General features: G+C 43.0%; 17 protein-coding genes and 2 pseudogenes. 8 read left to right on the top strand and 11 right to left on the bottom strand.

Annotated features, from left to right (window positions below):
• Window positions 1-82: 82 nt before the first annotated feature.
• On the bottom strand, window positions 83-595 hold the full coding sequence (locus B9Y89_RS04460; protein ID WP_085521922.1) for an acyl-CoA thioesterase: 513 nt from the start codon (window positions 593-595) through the stop codon (window positions 83-85).
• 221 nt (window positions 596-816) lie between these two features.
• Between B9Y89_RS04460 and B9Y89_RS19650 the strand changes: the two are divergent.
• Window positions 817-1,014 (top strand): annotated as a pseudogene (locus tag B9Y89_RS19650) (peptidoglycan-binding domain-containing protein); the annotation flags it as partial.
• A 252-nt stretch (window positions 1,015-1,266) separates the two neighbouring features.
• Window positions 1,267-1,560 (top strand): annotated as a pseudogene (locus B9Y89_RS19655) (3D domain-containing protein); the annotation flags it as partial.
• 51 nt (window positions 1,561-1,611) lie between these two features.
• On the opposite strand, the gene B9Y89_RS04470 reads toward B9Y89_RS19655, so the two are convergent.
• From B9Y89_RS04470 to rpiA, 3 genes are all read right to left on the bottom strand, one after another.
• Window positions 1,612-1,815, bottom strand: coding sequence for a hypothetical protein (locus B9Y89_RS04470; RefSeq protein WP_085521926.1), 204 nt, complete (start codon window positions 1,813-1,815; stop codon window positions 1,612-1,614).
• 312 nt (window positions 1,816-2,127) lie between these two features.
• The gene (locus tag B9Y89_RS04475) at window positions 2,128-3,210 is read right to left on the bottom strand and encodes a D-alanine--D-alanine ligase (protein WP_085521928.1); all 1,083 of its coding nucleotides are present in this window, start codon (window positions 3,208-3,210) and stop codon (window positions 2,128-2,130) included.
• 400 nt (window positions 3,211-3,610) lie between these two features.
• A complete protein-coding gene (gene rpiA, locus B9Y89_RS04480; RefSeq protein ID WP_085521930.1) occupies window positions 3,611-4,303 on the bottom strand; it encodes a ribose-5-phosphate isomerase RpiA in 693 nt (230 codons plus the stop codon).
• 178 nt (window positions 4,304-4,481) lie between these two features.
• Between rpiA and B9Y89_RS04485 the strand changes: the two genes are divergently transcribed.
• Window positions 4,482-6,380: an LTA synthase family protein gene (locus B9Y89_RS04485; protein WP_139822719.1), complete on the top strand. Its 1,899-nt coding sequence runs from the start codon at window positions 4,482-4,484 to the stop codon at window positions 6,378-6,380.
• A 238-nt stretch (window positions 6,381-6,618) separates the two neighbouring features.
• On the opposite strand, the gene B9Y89_RS04490 is transcribed toward B9Y89_RS04485, so the two are convergent.
• The 3 genes from B9Y89_RS04490 to B9Y89_RS04500 all read right to left on the bottom strand — a co-directional run bounded on the left by B9Y89_RS04490 (window position 6,619) and on the right by B9Y89_RS04500 (window position 9,136).
• Window positions 6,619-7,908, bottom strand: a complete 1,290-nt coding sequence (locus tag B9Y89_RS04490) for a M48 family metallopeptidase (protein WP_085521932.1) — start codon at window positions 7,906-7,908, stop codon at window positions 6,619-6,621.
• Between the two features lie 189 nt (window positions 7,909-8,097).
• A complete protein-coding gene (locus tag B9Y89_RS04495) occupies window positions 8,098-8,427 on the bottom strand; it encodes an AzlD domain-containing protein (protein WP_085521933.1) in 330 nt (109 codons plus the stop codon).
• Window positions 8,420-9,136, bottom strand: a complete 717-nt coding sequence (locus B9Y89_RS04500; protein WP_254901183.1) for an AzlC family ABC transporter permease — start codon at window positions 9,134-9,136, stop codon at window positions 8,420-8,422. Before B9Y89_RS04500 ends, B9Y89_RS04495 begins: the two co-directional genes overlap by 8 nt.
• A gap of 116 nt (window positions 9,137-9,252) precedes the next feature.
• Here B9Y89_RS04500 and B9Y89_RS04505 point away from each other — a divergent pair, with 116 nt between their 5' ends.
• Both B9Y89_RS04505 and B9Y89_RS04510 read left to right on the top strand, forming a co-directional pair.
• Window positions 9,253-9,816, top strand: a complete 564-nt coding sequence (locus tag B9Y89_RS04505; RefSeq protein WP_085521935.1) for a helix-turn-helix domain-containing protein — start codon at window positions 9,253-9,255, stop codon at window positions 9,814-9,816.
• A 53-nt stretch (window positions 9,817-9,869) separates the two neighbouring features.
• Complete coding sequence (locus tag B9Y89_RS04510) at window positions 9,870-10,121, top strand: zinc ribbon domain-containing protein (RefSeq protein ID WP_085521937.1); 252 nt, start codon at window positions 9,870-9,872, stop codon at window positions 10,119-10,121.
• A 69-nt stretch (window positions 10,122-10,190) separates the two neighbouring features.
• On the opposite strand, the gene B9Y89_RS04515 is transcribed toward B9Y89_RS04510, so the two are convergent.
• The gene (locus B9Y89_RS04515; RefSeq protein WP_085521938.1) at window positions 10,191-10,967 is read right to left on the bottom strand and encodes an enoyl-CoA hydratase-related protein; all 777 of its coding nucleotides are present in this window, start codon (window positions 10,965-10,967) and stop codon (window positions 10,191-10,193) included.
• Window positions 10,968-11,436: 469 nt separating this feature from the next.
• Window positions 11,437-12,423, bottom strand: coding sequence for a lipoate--protein ligase (locus B9Y89_RS04520; protein WP_085521940.1), 987 nt, complete (start codon window positions 12,421-12,423; stop codon window positions 11,437-11,439).
• Between the two features lie 162 nt (window positions 12,424-12,585).
• Between B9Y89_RS04520 and B9Y89_RS04525 the strand changes: the two genes are divergently transcribed.
• Complete coding sequence (locus tag B9Y89_RS04525; protein ID WP_085521942.1) at window positions 12,586-13,719, top strand: HAD family hydrolase; 1,134 nt, start codon at window positions 12,586-12,588, stop codon at window positions 13,717-13,719.
• Between the two features lie 134 nt (window positions 13,720-13,853).
• A complete protein-coding gene (locus B9Y89_RS04530; protein ID WP_085521944.1) occupies window positions 13,854-14,777 on the top strand; it encodes a YitT family protein in 924 nt (307 codons plus the stop codon).
• A gap of 46 nt (window positions 14,778-14,823) precedes the next feature.
• Here the strand turns inward: B9Y89_RS04530 and B9Y89_RS04535 are convergent, their stop codons facing one another.
• Window positions 14,824-16,425, bottom strand: a complete 1,602-nt coding sequence (locus tag B9Y89_RS04535) for a catalase (protein ID WP_441351465.1) — start codon at window positions 16,423-16,425, stop codon at window positions 14,824-14,826.
• A gap of 329 nt (window positions 16,426-16,754) precedes the next feature.
• Here B9Y89_RS04535 and B9Y89_RS04540 point away from each other — a divergent pair, with 329 nt between their 5' ends.
• Window positions 16,755-18,224: a catalase gene (locus tag B9Y89_RS04540; RefSeq protein WP_085521946.1), complete on the top strand. Its 1,470-nt coding sequence runs from the start codon at window positions 16,755-16,757 to the stop codon at window positions 18,222-18,224.
• A gap of 101 nt (window positions 18,225-18,325) precedes the next feature.
• Here B9Y89_RS04540 and B9Y89_RS04545 read toward each other — a convergent pair whose 3' ends face one another.
• Window positions 18,326-19,354: a YeiH family protein gene (locus B9Y89_RS04545; RefSeq protein WP_176222128.1), complete on the bottom strand. Its 1,029-nt coding sequence runs from the start codon at window positions 19,352-19,354 to the stop codon at window positions 18,326-18,328.
• Window positions 19,355-19,420 lie beyond the last annotated feature (66 nt).

Genomic DNA, 19,420 nt, shown 5'->3' on the forward strand with positions numbered 1-19,420 from the left:
ACGAATGCGGAGTTTGAGAAAAATAATCAAGTTAACAGCGCATGCCAAGGTCTCACATTGATGACTAATATTCTTTCTTACTTTATTCCCACGGCTTTTTCACTGTAAATGTTTCAGCAAACCGTTTACTATCAACTCTCCGAACGCGTCGAGCTTCACGCCGGGTCGGGGCACTTTCGTGAAGCATCACTTCTTCATCCGTCTGCGGAATGACTGACTCAATTTCAGTTGGTTTGCCATCATCAGTTAACGCCACAAAGGTTAAAAACGAGGTTGTACAGAGCACACGTTCACCCGTCATCAAGTCTTCCGTTGTGATTTTCACAAATACTTCCATAGATGTCTTGTGGGTATAGGTAACAAATGATTCTAAGCAAACCGATGACCCTTCTTTAATTGGCTGCAAAAAATCAACGCTGTCTGTTGAAGCGGTCACGACAGGCTTTCTAGCATGCCGCATAGCGGAAATGGCAGCAATATCATCAATGTATGACATTAACTTGCCTCCGAACATCGTACCATGATTATTCGTATCTTGTGGCAATACATGAGCCGACTTAACAGCCCGTGATTGATTAACATATTTTCCTTCCATGTCCTTTCACCTCATCTTATGTAATAACCCCATCTTAAGAGGGATTGGGTCTATAGTACAAAAAATATTTTTGTCAATAGGCTTTCGTAATCAAATTGTAACCTCACTATTATTGCTATGTCATCTCTAAGTACTACAATGGCGTGTATTGTCGACAAACAAAATATCCATCAAGGGGTGAACAATCAATGAAGCGACTTAAGCGACCTGTGATTATCATGATGACTTTCGTTCTGTTCAACCTATTCAGTTTGACACCGTTGGCATTAGCCGCTGAACAAGTCGACACTAACAGCTCTTATTCCAATCTTATATCATTCATCCGCTATAACCAGTTTGATCATAAAACCATGAAGGCCGTTAAAGATTTCCAAGCCGATCATCAACTCAAAACCACTGGCGTAGTCAATAACAAGACCGTTAATGCCTTGGATTTGGACTCAGTTATTAAAGAGCCTTCATTCCAAAAAGGTGATCATGGCATAGGTATTTATTTTATCAAACAAAAATTATTTCATCTAGGTTATTATACCCCTAATGATGAATCCAAAAACTATAGCGACAAACGTGCCAAAAAAATTGTCCACGAATATATGAAATGGCAAAAGACGCAAAAGGAACAAAAGGAACAAAAGGCACAAAAGGCACACGACTCATCAGCGAAGCAAGATAGCAGCCAAACCATTCAAGTGACTGCGACCGCTTATACAGCTAAATGCGATGGATGCAGCGGAGTCACTAAGACCGGTGTCAATCTCATGAAGCATCCAAAACGTAAAGTCATTGCCGTCGATCCTGATATCATTCCGCTCGGTACAAAGGTTTATATCCCGGGATATGGTTATGCCACCGCTGCGGATACTGGTGGTGCCATTGACGGTCATAGGATTGACATTTACTTTCCATCCAAAGACAAGGCCTTTAAATGGGGCGTCAAGCATATTGACATTAAAATACTTTCGTAAACGTTAAGAAAAAGCCTTCCAGATGAATGGAAGGCTTTTTTTAGTATGACATTAATAGGCTCTATTCTGTTTGGCCTCAACATCATCTTCGAAAAAATCATTGGCCATGTGCTCAACTTTGCCACGTCTACGATTATTGACAACGCCCATTGTTGCCATACCAATACCCACACCACATAGCATTGACATCATGTTAAAACGATTTTTCAATGTGTTCACCACCTCATGTTTAGGTTCAAAAATATTTTTCTTCATTTAGAACCATCCCATACTAGGTGGCTATTTCCAATCACGTGAACACCTACTCATGCATGCGACCGGTCATTTCACATACACTAATATATGTAAAGACAGCCTGTTGGCGTTCACAGGCTGTCCTCTTCAGGAGGCATGACATGGCGTAACGACCATAAAACAGCGAGGAGGTATGGGTTCCCGTTGACATAACCACTTTAAATTTTTGATTATGTCGATACTAATATATTCATGACCGCTTTCTCTGTAAAAGACAAAAGTGGAAATTGCGGTATATTGAACGAATATCCTGCGTAGATGGCAGATCGCCAGTCATTCAATAAGATGACGAATATCCTGACGGCTCTGATGTCGCTGTAGGCCATAACGCAATAATCGATTAATTAACTCACCATAAGAGACACCGGTATGATCCCACAATAACGGAAACATGCTATAAGGGGTAAACCCTGGCATAGTATTGATTTCATTAATATAGATCTCGTCATTACGCACAAAAACATCCACTCTCGCTAACCCTTGAGCATTTAGAATATGGAAAGCCCGTTTCGCAAGGTTAACGAGATCTTGATGAACGTTCTCCGATAAATCAGCCGGAATCACCAAGGTACTATTTCCGTCTTCATACTTGGCTTGATAATCATAAAATTGTCCCGAAGTCTGGATTTCGCCAGGAACGGAAACATCTAGTTCATCGTTCCCGATCACCCCGATTTCGATTTCCCGCCCGTCGATTTTTTCCTCAACAATCACTTTCTGATCAAACTGCAGCGCTAACTGGACAGCTGAGATCAGTTCTGCTTCATCAGCACACTCACTAATGCCGATACTGGATCCATAATTCGCCGGCTTCACAAAACAGGGAAACCCCACGTCCCCTTTGACACTTTCAATAAACGCCGCGCTTTTATGCTTCCAAGCATAGGCCGTTGTGTGTACATAATTCGCTTGTTTTAACCCATGGGCTTTAAACAAATCATGCATCAATACTTTATCCATCGCCACCGCTGAACCTGACACGCCGGATCCGACGTAGGCCATATCTAATAACTCCATAAACCCTTGGACGGTGCCATCTTCACCATTAGGACCATGAAGCAGAGGAAAAATAATATCCGGCTTGGATTGAGCTCCATGAATGCCCGCCGGTGTTAACCATTTATTTTGAAAACCACCCTGCTGATTTTCCTCAAGTAGCAACTGACTTTTGTGAGACAATTCACCCTGAACTTCATGCCCTTCAATCCAACGGCCATGGTTGGTAATATGAATCGGTAACACTTGGTATTGTTCTTTATCAATCGCATTGATCACTGAAAAAGCCGTTTGCATCGACACGTCATGCTCTGCTGATTTTCCGCCATATAATATCGCAACCGTAGGTCTCGTAGACATTAGCGATCATTCATTCCTTCCGATTCCATAATTTAGAGCCTTATCCTTAGCCTATGTCAATTCGACTGAGTTCAGACATTGTTTATTGACCGTTTTTCTTAAGGTTTTTCGTATAGGTTGTTGCTTTTTGACCGCAGCCCGAATACACTTCGCTTTCCGCGAGCGAGTGGCAAGCCTCCTCATGCCCACACCCGGGGTCCCCGAAAAGCGATTTTTGCTTTTTGGGGTGGATTGATGTGGGTAGGATCAGCGTTGTCACAGGACGTGACGTTTTTAGCTGATCATCCTTAACGCCCTGTAGGGTCTTGCCTATCTCGCACTTCCCGCAGGCGTCTACGTGTATTCGGGCTGCTCACAGCATTTAATATTTCTTTTATTCGTATCTAAAAGCAAGAATCTTTTATATAACAGCCTTCTTTAAAACAGTCACTTCACCATTATCCGGGATAATGACCTCATCGACCATATTAATAAACAATCCGTTTTCCACGACGCCAGCCAGGTTGTTTAACCATACCGATAGCCGCTCAGGTTCCTGGGTCGTCCCGACATGGCAGTCCAATATGTAATTGTGACTATCCGTTTCAAACCATTCACCATTATCCAAGCAGCGTAATTGTGGTTTCAACCCTTGGTGTTTAAGACGCTCTTGAACATGAACAAAGCCGAATGGACTGACTTCTACAGGTAAAGGAAAAGCTCCTAACTGTTGTTTTCGTTTGGAGGCATCAGCTACCCAAATGTTTTTGGTTGATTGCGCGGCCACGATTTTTTCAAATAACAGCGCCCCGCCGCCTCCTTTAATTCCGTTAAACGTCGGATCAAACTCATCACAACCATCAACCGTTAAATCAATACTACTGACATCATTCAAGTCACTAACGTCGATCCCAAGTGACGTGGCTAACTTCGTTGTCCGCCCAGATGTGCTGACTGTCTTAATCTTGAGTGATTCTGACGTCACGCGTTTGGCCAGAGCCTTGACAAATTCGGTTGCGGTTGATCCTGAACCCAGCCCAACAGTCATCCCATCTTCAACGTAACTCGCGGCCGCCTCTCCAACGAGCTTTTTTTCCATATCCTGCTGACTCATGATCTCGCATCCCCCTTATCTAAAAATAGTCATTATCAGTTTATCATATTATGATTCTTGAAATGGACATCATAAGGCGTTATTATCATCTTAAATAAAAAATTTTCTCCCTGTTAATGAAACAAAATCTTCATGACGTTCGTCATAATATTTGAGTTCGATTAATGGAGGAAATACCATGTTACGAAGCTGGTCTAAAAAACTAAGAAACTTGTTAATAGTCAGAGACTACCGTTTCTTATTGGCAACAATGGTTCTATTCTGGTTAAAAACGTGCATTGTCTATATCGTAGTGATGCAATTATCCATTGAATCGATTTTGCAAGCGGTGATTTTATTATTCAACCCTTTAAGTTCAATAGTGCTTTGCTTCGGTATCGCCTTATTTTTTAAACGGCGTAGACAATGGATGGCCATACTTATCATTGACATGATCCTCAGCTTTATATTATTTGCGAACATGCTGTATGAACGGTTTTTTAATGATTTTATTACGATTCCAGTTTTGTTCCAATCCAATAACTTCGGACAATTGGGTGACAGTATTCACGCGATTTTTCATCCTGCAGATCTATTATTGTTTGCAGATATTGCCGTTCTATTGGGGGTTGCGTTATGCCGCAAAGCCACGGTCATTCCTACGAACAAAATGATTCGCCGACGGACATTTCTTATTGGAGCGATTTTACTTTTATTGAATCTAGGTTTAGCTGAAATTGAGCGTCCACAGTTGCTGATGAGAACGTTTGACCGGAAATTGTTTGTCAAATTAATGGGCGCTTATAATTATCACATTTACGACTTGATCCAACACACCCGTTCCTCAGCACAACGGGCCATGGCCGACAGTAACGATCTCACAGATGTTTATAATTACGTGCAGTCTCAACAAACAGAACCGAACCCGAAATACTTTGGTGCGGCCAAAGGTATGAACGTTATTTTTGTGTCTATGGAGTCCTTGCAAACGTTTATGGTGAAGGAAAAAGTGGATGGCCAAAAAGTGATGCCCTTTTTAAGTTCATTAACCCATGACAAAAACACGCTATATTTTAATCAAATCTATCATCAAACCGGTCAAGGGAAGACATCGGATGCTGAATTCATCATTGAAAATGGTCTCTTTGGCTTGCCGCGCGGAGCGGTTTTTACACAAAAAGCCCAAAACACTTACCAAGCTACACCAAAAATTCTCGGTGAACGCGGTTATACAAGTGCGGTCTTCCACGGCAATCACGGCAGTTTTTGGAATCGCGACCGGATGTATGACGCGTTAGGATTTGATTTCTTCTTTGATAGTAAAGCCTATAACACCAATATGAACAATACTATTGGTTATGGTTTAAAAGACATCCCATTCTTTAAACAATCATTGCCTATTCTTAAAGGGATCAATCAACCCTTTTATACAAAGTTAATTACCTTATCAAACCATCATCCGTACAAAATTGATAAGCGCGATGTCATGATTCCGCCCGAGGACACTGATGATAAGATTGTCAACCACTATTTCCAAACGGCACGTTATATGGATCAAGCGCTGGAAAACTTTTTTGAACAACTTAGAGACAGCGGATTACTTAAGCGTTCGGTGATTGTCCTCTACGGTGACCATTACGGTATTTCGGACAATCACCAAGAAGCGATGTCGGAAGTCTTAGGTAAAAAAGTGACACCCTATGTGCAAACAAAACTGCAGCAAATCCCATTATTCATCCGTGTCCCTGGTGTAGAGGGAAAAGTGATTGACAAGGTTGGCGGACAAATAGATATCCGCTCGACATTGCTGCACCTACTCGGAATGCATACCAATCAGTACATTTCATTCAGTTCCGATTTGTTATCCAAAGATAAGAAAAGCTTGACAGTCTTGCGCAACGGCCGTTTCATTACGCAAAACTATTTATACACCGATGACACTTGTTACGATAAGACGACAGGGGAACCAACAGAGATGAAACAATGCCGGCCTTTCAAAAAACAGGCTAGTCAAATTTTGTCCCTGTCCGATAAGGTTGTCTATGGCGATTTACTTCGCTTCTACCAACCTGGACAAACATCATTTAACCAAAAATAAAAGAGCCTGGGACAAATCTAAAACAGGATACTCAGGAAGCCGAACAATAAGACATGAAAGCACGAGCCTAAGATCCACTTGGTCAAGGGGTTTTTCTTGACCAAGTTAGCTGAGGCCGTGCCAGCGGCAAGTGAAGGATTTTGATGAAGCGATGACTATTTTCAATAAATCATCCGAACTTTTTAATAAAAAGTTCGGATGATTTTGTGATTCATATACGTTTGTCCCAGCCTTGCCTTCATTCTTCACTTCCTGTCTTCTTATTATCATCCATACGATCTTTCATTTTCTCCAAATACATGATCCGTTCCATCATCGTCGGATGACCGTATGAGATAAATTTGACTAAAGCCGGTGGATTGACTGGACTGAGACTATTAGCCGTCATCTTCTGAAATGAGTTGATGCCGTCCTCAGGTTCTTGGGTCAATTGCACGGCATACTTATCAGCTTCATGCTCCGCATGCCTGGAAATCGCATTTTGAACGGGTTGAGCAGCGAACGATAACACCGAAAATATTAATAATATGACAGGCAGTGCCGCTAAATCACCAGGACCCTTAATGCCCAGTCGTGCCCCCCAGCGCCGCACAATGCGCAACAACAATTGACTTGTTAAATACAGGCCGATTAACATGCCTACGATACTTCCACCTACAGAATATAACAGATGATGCTTCACATAATGTCCCATCTCGTGGGCCATCGTAAATAGCACTTCGGAATCCTTTAATTTTTGCAGCGTTGTATCCCATAACACAATGCGCAGATTGGATCCCAGACCGTTAACATAGGCATTCATCGTTGTCGTTTCTTCAGACTTATCCACTTCGTACACGTTTTCGGCCGGAATATCCGCCTTATCAGCTAGATTTAATATTTGCTCTTTCAACGCTCCGTCACTTAAGGATTTAAAATCATTGTATAACGGATCGATCACAACCGGCTGAATATAAACTAAAAAAATTGTAAACGGAATGGATAACAACCATACCGGCAACCACCAGCGTTTCGGATACTTGCGGATGAAGAAGAAAATGGTCACGACCGTAATCAGACTGATGATCCAATTCACCCAAAATGAAACAAGCGTGTCGCGCAACCAGTCACTCAAAGGTTGAACGGACAGACCATAATTGACCGACACAACATGACCAACATAATTAATCGGCAGCGTGATCAGGAAGGTCAAGATCGACAAACCGAGAAAATAAATAACGGTATGCACCACAGATAAACCTGTGACTTCTTCGGAACGGTTACGCAGCCAACGGGAAAAACCAAAAATAAGAATGAATAAGTAAATCCCCCAGTCGAGCGGTATGGTCAAGAAACTAAGCAAATTCTGGATATTGTTCAATTCTTGACTTAAGACCAGTTGCTGATCGGTTTTGAACATTTCTGGATCAGCAGCTGTTCCTTTGACATCCGGAGGCACACCCGGATCCGTCCATTGTAAGAAGTATAAGAGCATCAAAACAATGTACAACGCGTAAATGCCAATAAACCACCAAGCTACTTTTTTCACATATAACACCCCTAGAAGTTCCAATCTCACCATCACTTTGATGTATTGCTGTCTAACACTTGATCACTAACCGTTCTCTAATACATTGTAAGCAAAGCTTGGTCGATTTAGAACAAGCAGTTCCGACAAACGATGAGGCTGTTTTCGTAAACTTTGATTTTGTGAAAAATTTTAGTAAAGAGCCAATGCTTAAAATAGCACCGTATAGACAGACAAAACCGCAATCGATGTAAGCACAACAAACATGACATTCCAGCCCAAATATGCGGTGACAAAAGCTGTTATCGCACCGATCCCGCCGAACAACCAATCAGACGGGGTCGTTTGCAGCAAACCGGGGGCATTGATGATCAATATATTCGGAAAGACTAGAGCTCCTAATACAGCATAAGGCACATTTCTCAATACGGCTTGAATCGGTTTCGGCAGCCGTGTGTTATGTAAAGCTGTTAATGGCAACATCCGGGGCACATACGTCACCACACCCATCCCTATGACGATCCAAATGAACTCACTCATTGGCTGTTACCTCATCATGGTGTAACCATTCAACGGCGACAGAGGCCAAAATCGTTGCTAACACAATAGCCCACCCTGTGGCCATTAACAGTGAAAACAGAGTATTCAAGACGGCGGCTGTCGCAAACAAATCAATCACTTTCCGGCTTGTTCGCATCGCCGGCACAGCCAACCCGATAAACATCGCGTATAAAGCAATGTTCATACTCTCTTGCAGCACCTGCGGAAGTGCCGACCCAATAGTATAACCTAGGCAAGTAAACACCACCCAGCTGCCATAAGCCATCGCAATTAATCCAGCCATAAATCGGGCATTGATCCGTCCCTCCTGCATCATCGCGACCGAGAATGTTTCGTCGGTGACCCCAAAGGCATATGCTGCTTTTTTTAAAGGGTGTTCGCGATCGGCCCGCTCATTAATGGAAGCTGTTAGCATAAAGTGGCGAATATTGACAACAAACGTCGCAACAATGAGTTCAATTGCCCCGGCTCCAGTCCCCAGTAACTGTAAGGCCAAGAATTGGGCCGCACCTGCAAACACAAATATGCTCATCGCCGTTGTATCGATAAACGATAAACCATGCGTTTTGCCAAGCAGACCATAAGTTAAAGCAATAGGAACATAACCAACAGCGATCGGCATCCCCGTCCGCAAGCCCTGACCAAACCAAGTATGTCCCATTTGCATGGTCGTTCGCGCTTGATTCATACACTCTGCCCCCTTCTTAATCAGATACTTCAATAAGCAGTTGTATCAAAATGTCAAATAGTTTAATATATTAGATAATTGTATGTTATATTTAACAATTTATCAAGGAGACATTTATGGATTATCAAACTTTAAATCAATTAATTGCCATCAGGTTAAAAAATTTACGCGTTCATCGCCAGTTAAGTCTGGATCGTTTGTCCGAACAAACCGGTGTCAGTAAACCCGCCCTCGCCAAAATTGAAACGGGCGCGTCTAATCCGACTGTCAGCACTTTGTGGAAAATTGCCAAAGGTTTAAATGTCCCTTTTACCACTTTTGTCAGCGATGACACAGCTGATATTCAAGTGGCCAGAGAACGTGACACGACCCCGTTAATTGAAGATGACGGAAAGTATATTGTCTATCCCGTCTTTCCAATGACCGGTTCACAACCTTTTGAAATGTACACGGTTCAGTTACTACCGGGGTGTGATTACTGGTCGCACCCTCACCAATCTGGTGTCCGCGAAACAATTTGGGTTTACCAAGGGTCACTAACTACCAAAATACAGAAAGAAAGCATCGTGACTGACGCACAAGAGGGCGTATCTTTCCGGGCGGATTGTCCACATGCTTACATCAATAACAGTCCTGAATGTACCCAATTGCTCATGACCATTCACTATCCTAACTTTTGAAAAAGGTACAGTCAGGTTAAGGTGCTCATATCCTATGGGTGAGGTGGTTGATGATGAGCAGTCAAAAAAAGGAGGAACGACACACTTGTGTCCGGTGCGGCCGTCTCTCTGACGAGGGTGATAAATACTGTATTTTCTGCGGGGCACCCTTAATTAATCATTGCGGTGATGAGCCTGGCCTCGTATCCAAAGGATGCAAGCATATTAACCGTAAGGATGCCGCCTTTTGTGCAAAATGCGGCTATCAAACCCGATTTTATCTTGATGGCTTGATTGACCCAAGTCCATACGGAGACAACTCTTAATATGAACCTATTTTAAAGGAAAGACAGGCACAAATAATGGCACAACCATTTTTGGCTGTGCCGCCCGGCTTACTCACCGGTAAATTCAGGTTTTCGTTTGTCATTAAAAGCGGTCAAGGCCTCCACCCGATCCTGCGTCGGAATCGTCACATCATAAGCCTTGGATTCAATATTCAGACCCGTATGTAGATCCGTATTCATGCCGTTTCTAATCGCATATTTTGCCTGTTTTACGGCCACGGGGGCATTTTGTTGCATACGTTCGGCTAGCTGCGAGCAAGTGTGTATTAATTGCTCCCTGGATGTCACACTCGTCAATACACCATAATCCCGGGCTTCTTCTGATGTGAGGCGTTTCGCCGTCAATACCAGCTCCATCGCTTTGTCCTCACCAATTAAACGCGGCAGGCGCTGCGTTCCGCCAGCACCGGGGATAATCCCCATGCTCGTTTCCGTCAATCCCATTTTCGCATCTTCGACAGCAAACCGGAAATCACACGCTAAAGCAAGCTCAAACCCGCCGCCAAAAGCATAGCCATTAACAGCCGCAATGGTTGGCTGCGGCAGTTCAGCAATCTGTTCAAATACTCCTCCAATTTTCTTAACGTTCCGACGCACTTGTTGTTCATTAAGCGTTTTCCGTTCTTTAAGATCCGCACCGGCGCTGAACGCCTTCTCACCTGCTCCGGTTATGATCACAACACTGACATCTTTATCCGTTGCTATATTTTGTACGGTTGATTCCAATTGCTCTAGCATTTCGAAATTAAAACAGTTTAAAACCTCCGGCCGGTTTAACGTTATCGTCGCAACATGATTGTTAATTTCACATAAAATGGGTCTCATTCGTTATCTCCTTTCAATAAAGCGCTTACATAATATTATAACGCATAGCTCCGTTTTCTGCACGCTCGGTTTAAAATGAGCGACTTCGCCTCAAACATTAGCAACTTCCCGCAAACATGAGCAGATCCTCCAAATATGAACCTTAACATAAAAGCGAGTGATTTCGGAGCGTTCACTCTCAAAATCCTCCTCACAGAACAAATAATATTAAAAGCCACCCTAACAACAGGCGGCTTATTTCATTAGGCTGTTTTCTAAAAAATTGTTGCTTTTGCATGGAATAAAAAACGACTCTAAACGCTCTGAGCAGCCCGAATACACGTAGACTCCTGCGGGAACCGCGGCCAAAGTGAGACCCCGCAGAACGAAGCGGTAGCGGAGTTCGAGGAGGCTCACTGGTCGCCCGCGGAAAGCGAAGTGTATTTGGGCTGCGGTCAAAAGCAACAATTCATACGAAAACAGCCTTGCATTAAAACATCATATCGAGAATGTGTTCCTCGTTAATCTTGCCAAAGTAGTGGTTAATGTCGATAGGTTGGAAGACCTGGGCTACGCTGTCTCGATCATAGCGTGTCCCTATTAACAGTTGCTCAATATCCTCAATATCCCCTAGACCAAAGAAATCACCATAAACTTTGGCTTCTTCAATGACACCTTTCCTCACTTCTAAGCGGATGTCGACGCGGCCGGCGGTAAATCGTTCTGTGTGACGAACGTTGAATTTAGGGGACTTCCCATAAATCCAATCCCAGTCACGATATTGGTCAGCAATCTCATGAATGCGTGCCCAGTCTTTCTCAGTCAGTTCATATTCCTGAATACCGCCTTCTTCTTCAAAAATATATTTTAACAACATTTGTCTAAACTGGATTCTATCCATATCCTCATTCAAATGATCGCGGATATTCGTGACCCGGCTCCGGACTGACTTAATGCCCTTAGATTTGTATTTCTCTGCATCCGGATTAAGGGCGCGCGCAACATTATCCAAATTGACATCAAACATCAGCGTCCCGTGGCTGAACATGCGGCCTCTTGTAGAAAACTGCGCATTACCCGAAATTTTCTTATCACCGACAATCAGATCATTCCGGCCTTGTAATTCAGCATCGACACCCATCTGATGCAATGCGCGGATGACCGGCTTTGTGAATTTTTCATAGTTATGGAAACTATCGCCGTCATCCTTGGTAATAAAACTGAAACTCAAGTCGCCTTCATCATTGTAAACCGCACCCCCACCGGAGAGTCGCCGGGCCACACTGACATCATGCTCGCGGACATAATCCATATTAATTTCTTCAACGACATTTTGGTTCTTTCCGACAATGACGGTCGGTGTCATGCTGTAAAATAACAAATATGTCTCATCAATGCTTAATTCGGTCAAAGCGTATTCTTCAATAGCAAAATTTAAATTTACGTCCATGATTTCTTGATTATTGATATATTTCATGTCACTCACCTCTGCTTCAATTCCGCTGATATTGTCCTCTCTTAATGTAAAACGAAAAATCGGGCACGTCCAATCATTTTATTTCACTAAAGGGGGAAAATCACCTCTAAATATGTTAGTCTATGAGTATTAGATTTTGATGTAGATAAGAGGTGGCCAACCATGTACAAAACGGTTTTATTCGACGTCGATGGGGTTCTATTAAGTGAAGAAAGATATTTCGATGCCTCAGCATTAACCATATGGGAAATGCTGAACAGCGACCATTATTTGGGGCTTCATCCCGAAGCCTTTACACCGGCACCCGGTGAACCGGTCATCCGCCAAATCCGGGAAGATATTTTCGCTCAAGATGACGTACTGAATTTTATTAAAAGCCGCGGCATTAATGCGAACTGGGACATGGTATTCCTAACATTTTCCTACCAGTTGCTGCATATCTGTGCGCAACTGTCTGAACGATACCAGACCGATGTTGTCACTGCTTTAACAGGTGATATCGACCGGGAAACATTAATATCGATTGGTGAACTCATTGAACAATCCGAAATCGATATACATACAGACTATGAAATGTTCGTTAAGGATTTTGAAACAAGCACCGTGGAAAAACAGCAGCTTTTACTCTATCTTAACGACCTTGCTTTTGAAAAATTAGGCGTCAAAACTGAAGCTTTTTCACGCAACAGCAGTCTATGGGATGTTTGCCGGGAGGCGTTCCAAGAATGGTATGTCGGATCCGAAAACGTCGTCCATTCCACCGGAAAACCACCGATTCAACAGGGTAAAAAAGGCTTCCTAGCCAATGAAATTCCTGTTGTCAGCCAAGAGGCAATGACATCTGTTTTCACATCTATTAGTCAACACGCGACACTAGGAATCGGCACCGGACGCCCCAAACTTGAAACTCTCGAGCCTTTGAGTGATTTAGACGTGCTTAAATTCTTTGACCGTAATCGCATCGTGACCGCGAGTGACGTATTGGAAACGGAAGAAGCCCATCCTGATCTCGCACCACTCGCCAAACCACAGCCATATACTTATGTGCAAGCCTTATTAGGAATGGACCAAGGCGCACATACCGCGTTAAGCCAGTCATTGCCACTGTCGGAAGGCGACCAGGTTCTTGTCGTCGGGGATTCCATCGCTGATTTGATGGCCGCCCGCTCCATGGGTGCCCGCTTCGCCGCCGTACTGACGGGGTTATCAGGGCAAAAAGCCCGAACCAAGTTTGAAGAATTGGAAGCTGACTATATTTTTGACGATATGCACGGAATACAAACACTGTTTGAGTGATTAGCACTTGAAAAAGGAGGTCTGTTTCAACAGCACCTCCTTTTTCATAGTGGTTCAATGCGCCGTTCTCCCCATCATAACAAGACTTTTCACTTAATAAACCTATTCATTTTGTATATAATTGAATAAAAGGCATGACAGATTGCAAAGAAAGAAGTGATAGGACTATCGACGGTCAACCCAGTTATGGAAAAAAGGTTCAACATCGTAAACTATCTAAGAAACAAGTGTTCAAACGTAGTATTTTTGTCTTTATCGGGGTCGTTCTTGAAGCGGTTGCGTTAGAAACATTTCTTGTCCCTAACGGCATTATTGATGGTGGCATCGTTGGAATTTCAATTATGCTTTCCCATCTCACCCATATCCAGATCGGTATTTTCTTATTCTTGTTAAATATGCCCTTTTGTATCCTCGGCTATAAACAAATGGGCAAAACTTTTACGGTTACCTCAATCCTTGCTATTACCGCCTTATCCATTTTTACAGCTCTACTTGTTCCTGTTCCGAAATTCACGGGTGATTATTTATTAGCAGCCGTCTTTGGCGGTGTCCTTTTAGGTATTGGGGTTGGGCTTGTCGTGCGAAATGGCGGCTCTTCTGATGGAACCGAAATTTTAGCTGTCCTTACGAATAAAACAAGCCCATTCTCCGTCGGCGAAACCGTGATGTTCGTCAACATCTTCATTTTAGCCAGCGCTGGCTTTGTGTTTGGCTGGAACAATGCCATGTACTCGCTTATCGCTTATTTTATCGCTTTTAAAATGATTGATATCACGGTGGAAGGCCTGGAATCTTCCCGGTCCGTCTGGATTATTAGTAATTACCCTGAAGAAATTGGCAGCGCCTTAAATGATCGATTGGGACGAGGCATCACTTATCTGAACGGTGCAGGCTACTACTCAGGTGACGATAAACAAGTCATATTTATTGTTATTACAAGACTTGAAGAAGCTAAACTCAAAAATATTGTTGAAGATATTGATTCTAAGGCATTTCTAGCCTTTGGTGATATCCATGATGTTAAAGGCGGGCGTTTCAAAAAACAAAAGATCCATTAACAAAAAAGTGCTGGAAGTTAATTTATAACTCCCAGCACGTGTCCTTCTAGTAAGAATCAGTGTTATGGCCTTCCTGTTCGGCTTCTTTAACAGCTTCTTCGGTGTGGGCCGTTCCGGCTGGTCCATGACCCATGTCTTCTTTGGACATGTTCTTATGGTTTTCAAGCCCTTCAGCGACCCGGCGTCCATACTCCTTATCACATTGGGTGAGATGATCAATCATCTGCTCTTGGATTCTCGTATGAGATTGAGATAAACCATTCACGAGGTTCTTAATGAGCTCATTCTTCTCAAAATCATCAAGCGCCCGGTATGTGTCACCTGCTTGCTTATAATTATCAGCACGATCGATACTTTCATGCACCAAATTGCCTTCAATATGAGGGGTGTATTCCTCTCTTGACCGGGATGTTTCTTCCAATCCGTTCAGCGATGACGGTTCATAATTAATATGTGGATTTTGCCCCTCAGCTTTATCGGTGTAGTATGACATTTGCCCCCCGCGCTGATTGGTTGCCACATGTTTTTTCGGGGCGTTAATCGGTAAATGCAGATAGTTAGCTCCGAGCCGATATCTCTGCGTATCTGAGTAAGAATAAGTCCGGCCTTGAAGCATTTTGTCATCAGAGAAGTCTAAGCCGTCAACAAGGACCCCGGTACCGAAAGCCGATTGTTCCACTTCATTAAAATAATCTTCAGGGTTCTTATTCAATACCATCCGGCCGACAGGATGCCACGGGATTTGTTCTTTTGGCCAAAGTTTTGTGTCATCGAGTGGATCAAAATCCAACTCGGGATGATCATCGTCACTTAGAAACTGTACATAAAGCTCCCACTCCGGATAATCACCACGTTCAATCGCTTCATACAAATCTTGTGTTGCGTGATTAAAGTTTTGACCTTGGATATTTTCTGCTTCTTCTTGAGTTAAATTTTTAATCCCTTGTTTGGGTTCCCAATGATACTTAACAAGAACGGCTTCACCTTCCTCATTTACCCACTTATATGTATTCACACCGGAACCTTGCATCTGTCGATAATTCGCTGGGATGCCCCAAGGTGAGAATAAAAATGTCAGCATGTGTAGCGATTCAGGCGAGTTACTGCAGAAATCCATAATCCGTTCAACATCTTGGATATTGGTTACAGGATCTGGCATAAATGCGTGAACAAGATCCGGAAATTTCATCGCATCACGAATGAAAAAGACTTTGAGATTATTACCAACAAGATCCCAGTTACCGTCTTCCGTGTAAAACTTAACCGCAAAACCGCGCGGATCACGGACGGTTTCAGGCGAATGCCGGAATTGATTCACCGTGGAAAATCGGACAAAAACAGGCGTCTGCTTACCGGCACCTTGAAAGACTTTCGCACGTGTATATTTGGAAATGTCTTCATCGCCCACTTTTCCATACGTTTCAAAATAACCGTGCGCCCCCGCACCGCGGGCATGAACGATACGCTCAGGAATTTTTTCACGGTCAAAGTGTGAGATTTTTTCAATAAAGTGATAATTCTCAAGGGTTGCGGGTCCGCGGTTCCCTACCGTACGAATATTTTGATTGTACTTAACCGGTTCGCCCTGACGTGTCGTTAGGGTGTCGTCATTTTCACCTTCTGTCATGCGCTTATCATTGGATCCCATTTGATCCATTTTCTTGTCATTGTTTTTTCCATTTTCTTGATCCATGACTGTCCGCCTCCAACTTAAGAAATAGTAAAAAGTATACAAGTTCTAGTCTTCTTTAACATAAGATGGAATATACGTCCTGAACCATTAAGAATCGACATCAAATTATAATAGTTATAATTAAACATTGACTTTAACGTGATTATTATTTAAAATAAAAGGGTAATGGAAGAACAACAACATAGATGACTTGCTGTATTAAGGAGATACGGTCCCAAAGCGATTTTCAATTAAAATCTCCTTTTTGCAATTACAATACTTATTCTATGAGGAGGAATCGGTTCATGTCTGAAGAAAAGAAACAAAATAGAATGACCACTGCAGCTGGTGCGCCGGTTGCGGACAATCAGAACTCACAAACGGCCGGTAGCCGCGGACCTGCTTTGATTCAGGACTTTCATCTATTAGAAAAGCTTGCACACTTTAATAGAGAGCGTATCCCTGAGCGCATTGTTCACGCAAAAGGGGCTGGCGCACATGGCTACTTTGAAGTAACGAATGATGAGATATCAAAGTATACCAAAGCTGATTTCCTTAGTGAAAAAGGGAAACGCACTGATATGTTCATCCGTTTCTCAACGGTTGCCGGTGAATTAGGTTCTGCCGACACTGTTCGTGACCCACGTGGTTTCTCAGTTAAATTTTATACAGAAGAAGGCAACTACGACCTCGTTGGTAACAACACACCGATTTTCTTTATTCGTGATGCCATTAAGTTCCCTGACTTTATTCATACGCAAAAACGCAATCCAAAGACTGGCTTAAAAGATCCTAATATGGTATGGGATTTCTGGTCATTATCACCAGAATCATTGCACCAAGTAACCTATTTACATGGTGACCGTGGTATTCCGGCAACTTTACGCCACATGAATGGATACGGTAGCCACACTTATAAATGGGTTAATGCTGACGGTGAAGCGTTCTGGATCAAGTACCACTTTGTTAGCGACCAAGGGGTCAAAAACTTGGATCCCGAGTTAGCCGATAAAACTGCTGGTGAAAACCCTGATTATCACAGAGAAGATCTTTACAACGCCATTGAGCAAGGGGATTATCCTTCATGGACATTATACGTTCAAATTATCCCTTACGAAGATTATAAGACATATAAGTGGGATCTATTTGATGTGACAAAGACAGTGTCCCAAGAAGATTATCCACGTATCGAAGTGGGTCGTATGGTATTAAACCGTAATCCGGAAAACCATTTTGCTGAAGTTGAACAAGCTGCCTTTGCACCAGGTCAATTCGTTCCTGGAATCGAAGCATCACCTGATAAAATGCTTCAAGGCCGTATCTTCAGTTACGCCGATGCCCACCGTTATCGTCTAGGCGTCAACCATCACCAAATTCCAATTAACCAGCCTATTAATGGCGTCAACAATTATCAACGTGATGGTTATATGCGGGTCGATGGCAACAGCGGTGACGCACCCAATTATGAACCCAACAGTGTCAATGGCCCAACGGAAGATCGGACAACAAAAATCAAGCCATTTGACGTCGAAGGTGAAGCGGACAGCGTCGCTTATGATAGTGAAGACCACTATACGCAAGCTGGCGACCTTTATCGCCTAATGAGTCCAGAAGAGAAAACGCGTCTTGTAGAAAATCTTGCTGATCATATGAGACCTGTTGAAAGTGATGAAATTAAATTACGTCAAATCAAGCATTTCTACAATGCTGATCCTGAATGGGGCAATCGTGTCGCTGAAGCCCTAGGATTATCCGTACCGAGCGGTGTTAACTAGTTTTTTAGATACAAAGAGATGGTAGTCTCGAAACTGCCATCTCTTTTTTTATGGAAAGCTATATTAATGGTCGTTGTTGATTGGACAGAAAGGCGTGAGAGTTAAATCGTAAAATAAGTGATGATCGATAGACAGACCGACGTTATGGCCATCGCAATCAGCGGTTTCAAGGCTTTAGTCCGTAAAGCTTTGAAACTCACATTAAGCCCAAGGCCCACCATAGCGGCTGTCAAAATAAACGTCGATATTTGTCCAACACCGTCCATGACTGATTGTGGAACTTCAATCATATTCCCAATCACATAGCTGCCGAGAAGACTCATGATAATGAACCCGATCAGAAACCAGGGAAATTCAACTGTTGTATCGTCACCCTCTGCTTTGGCAGCTGACTTTTTTTTCATCCAATACATCAAAATAAAACATAAAGGAACGAGCAAAAACACACGGCCCAATTTAGCCAAAAGCGCGATAGCTAGCGAATCTTCACCCGCCGGGGCAGCCGCTAATGCAACGTGAGCAATCTCATGCAAACTGATGCCTGACCAAATCCCGTAATCCATACTATCCAAAGGCAAGAATGGTCGTAAAACCGTGTACATAATCGCAAATACGGTACCCATTAATGCAATAATGCCTACCCCTATGGCCGTATCCTCCTCCTTAGCTTTGACAATGGGTGACACGGCTGCAATCGCGGCTGCACCGCATACACCAGTGCCTACGCCAAGGAGTAGAGACAATGATATATCCGCTTTTATCCATCTTGCTATCAACAAAGTTAAAAGAATGGCAAAGACAATAGTTCCGATGTCTCGGGCCAATAACGGTAATCCCTGATTCAAGATCACATCAATATTGAGCTTCAAACCATACAGAACGATCGCATAACGTAGTAGTTTTTTTGCCGAAAATTCAATGCCTGGACGAATGTTTTCTGGATAGCCAAATAGTTGTCGATAAATAATAGCAATAATAATAGCGCAAGCGAGCGACCCAATTTTATTAAATCCAGGAATCACGGCTAACCCATACCCTAACAAAGCAATCACGAATGTAAAGGCAATGCCGCTCACCCACTTTTGAAATGGTGAGGGATTCGGACCGCCATTTCCCTTTGTTGATTGCATTGCTTCACCTTGTTCCTTCGCAGCTGCACCGCTCTTCATATGTGTCAAGACCTTCACCCCCAAGTT

Source organism: Tuberibacillus sp. Marseille-P3662 (assembly GCF_900178005.1).
Lineage (GTDB): Bacteria > Bacillota > Bacilli > Bacillales > Sporolactobacillaceae > Marseille-P3662.

Excerpts from the sequence above, each read along its gene's own strand:
- B9Y89_RS04460 (WP_085521922.1), bottom strand. The coding sequence starts at position 595 with ATGGAAGGAAAATATGTTAATCAATCACGGGCTGTTAAGTCGGCTCAT.
- B9Y89_RS04470 (WP_085521926.1), bottom strand. The coding sequence starts at position 1,815 with ATGAAGAAAAATATTTTTGAACCTAAACATGAGGTGGTGAACACATTG.
- B9Y89_RS04475 (WP_085521928.1), bottom strand. The coding sequence starts at position 3,210 with ATGTCTACGAGACCTACGGTTGCGATATTATATGGCGGAAAATCAGCA.
- rpiA (WP_085521930.1), bottom strand. The coding sequence starts at position 4,303 with ATGAGTCAGCAGGATATGGAAAAAAAGCTCGTTGGAGAGGCGGCCGCG.
- B9Y89_RS04485 (WP_139822719.1), top strand. The coding sequence starts at position 4,482 with ATGTTACGAAGCTGGTCTAAAAAACTAAGAAACTTGTTAATAGTCAGA.
- B9Y89_RS04495 (WP_085521933.1), bottom strand. The coding sequence starts at position 8,427 with ATGAGTGAGTTCATTTGGATCGTCATAGGGATGGGTGTGGTGACGTAT.
- B9Y89_RS04500 (WP_254901183.1), bottom strand. The coding sequence starts at position 9,136 with ATGAATCAAGCGCGAACGACCATGCAAATGGGACATACTTGGTTTGGT.
- B9Y89_RS04505 (WP_085521935.1), top strand. The coding sequence starts at position 9,253 with ATGGATTATCAAACTTTAAATCAATTAATTGCCATCAGGTTAAAAAAT.
- B9Y89_RS04510 (WP_085521937.1), top strand. The coding sequence starts at position 9,870 with ATGAGCAGTCAAAAAAAGGAGGAACGACACACTTGTGTCCGGTGCGGC.
- B9Y89_RS04515 (WP_085521938.1), bottom strand. The coding sequence starts at position 10,967 with ATGAGACCCATTTTATGTGAAATTAACAATCATGTTGCGACGATAACG.
- B9Y89_RS04520 (WP_085521940.1), bottom strand. The coding sequence starts at position 12,423 with ATGAAATATATCAATAATCAAGAAATCATGGACGTAAATTTAAATTTT.
- B9Y89_RS04525 (WP_085521942.1), top strand. The coding sequence starts at position 12,586 with ATGTACAAAACGGTTTTATTCGACGTCGATGGGGTTCTATTAAGTGAA.
- B9Y89_RS04530 (WP_085521944.1), top strand. The coding sequence starts at position 13,854 with ATGACAGATTGCAAAGAAAGAAGTGATAGGACTATCGACGGTCAACCC.
- B9Y89_RS04535 (WP_441351465.1), bottom strand. The coding sequence starts at position 16,425 with ATGGGATCCAATGATAAGCGCATGACAGAAGGTGAAAATGACGACACC.
- B9Y89_RS04540 (WP_085521946.1), top strand. The coding sequence starts at position 16,755 with ATGTCTGAAGAAAAGAAACAAAATAGAATGACCACTGCAGCTGGTGCG.
- B9Y89_RS04545 (WP_176222128.1), bottom strand. The coding sequence starts at position 19,354 with ATGCAATCAACAAAGGGAAATGGCGGTCCGAATCCCTCACCATTTCAA.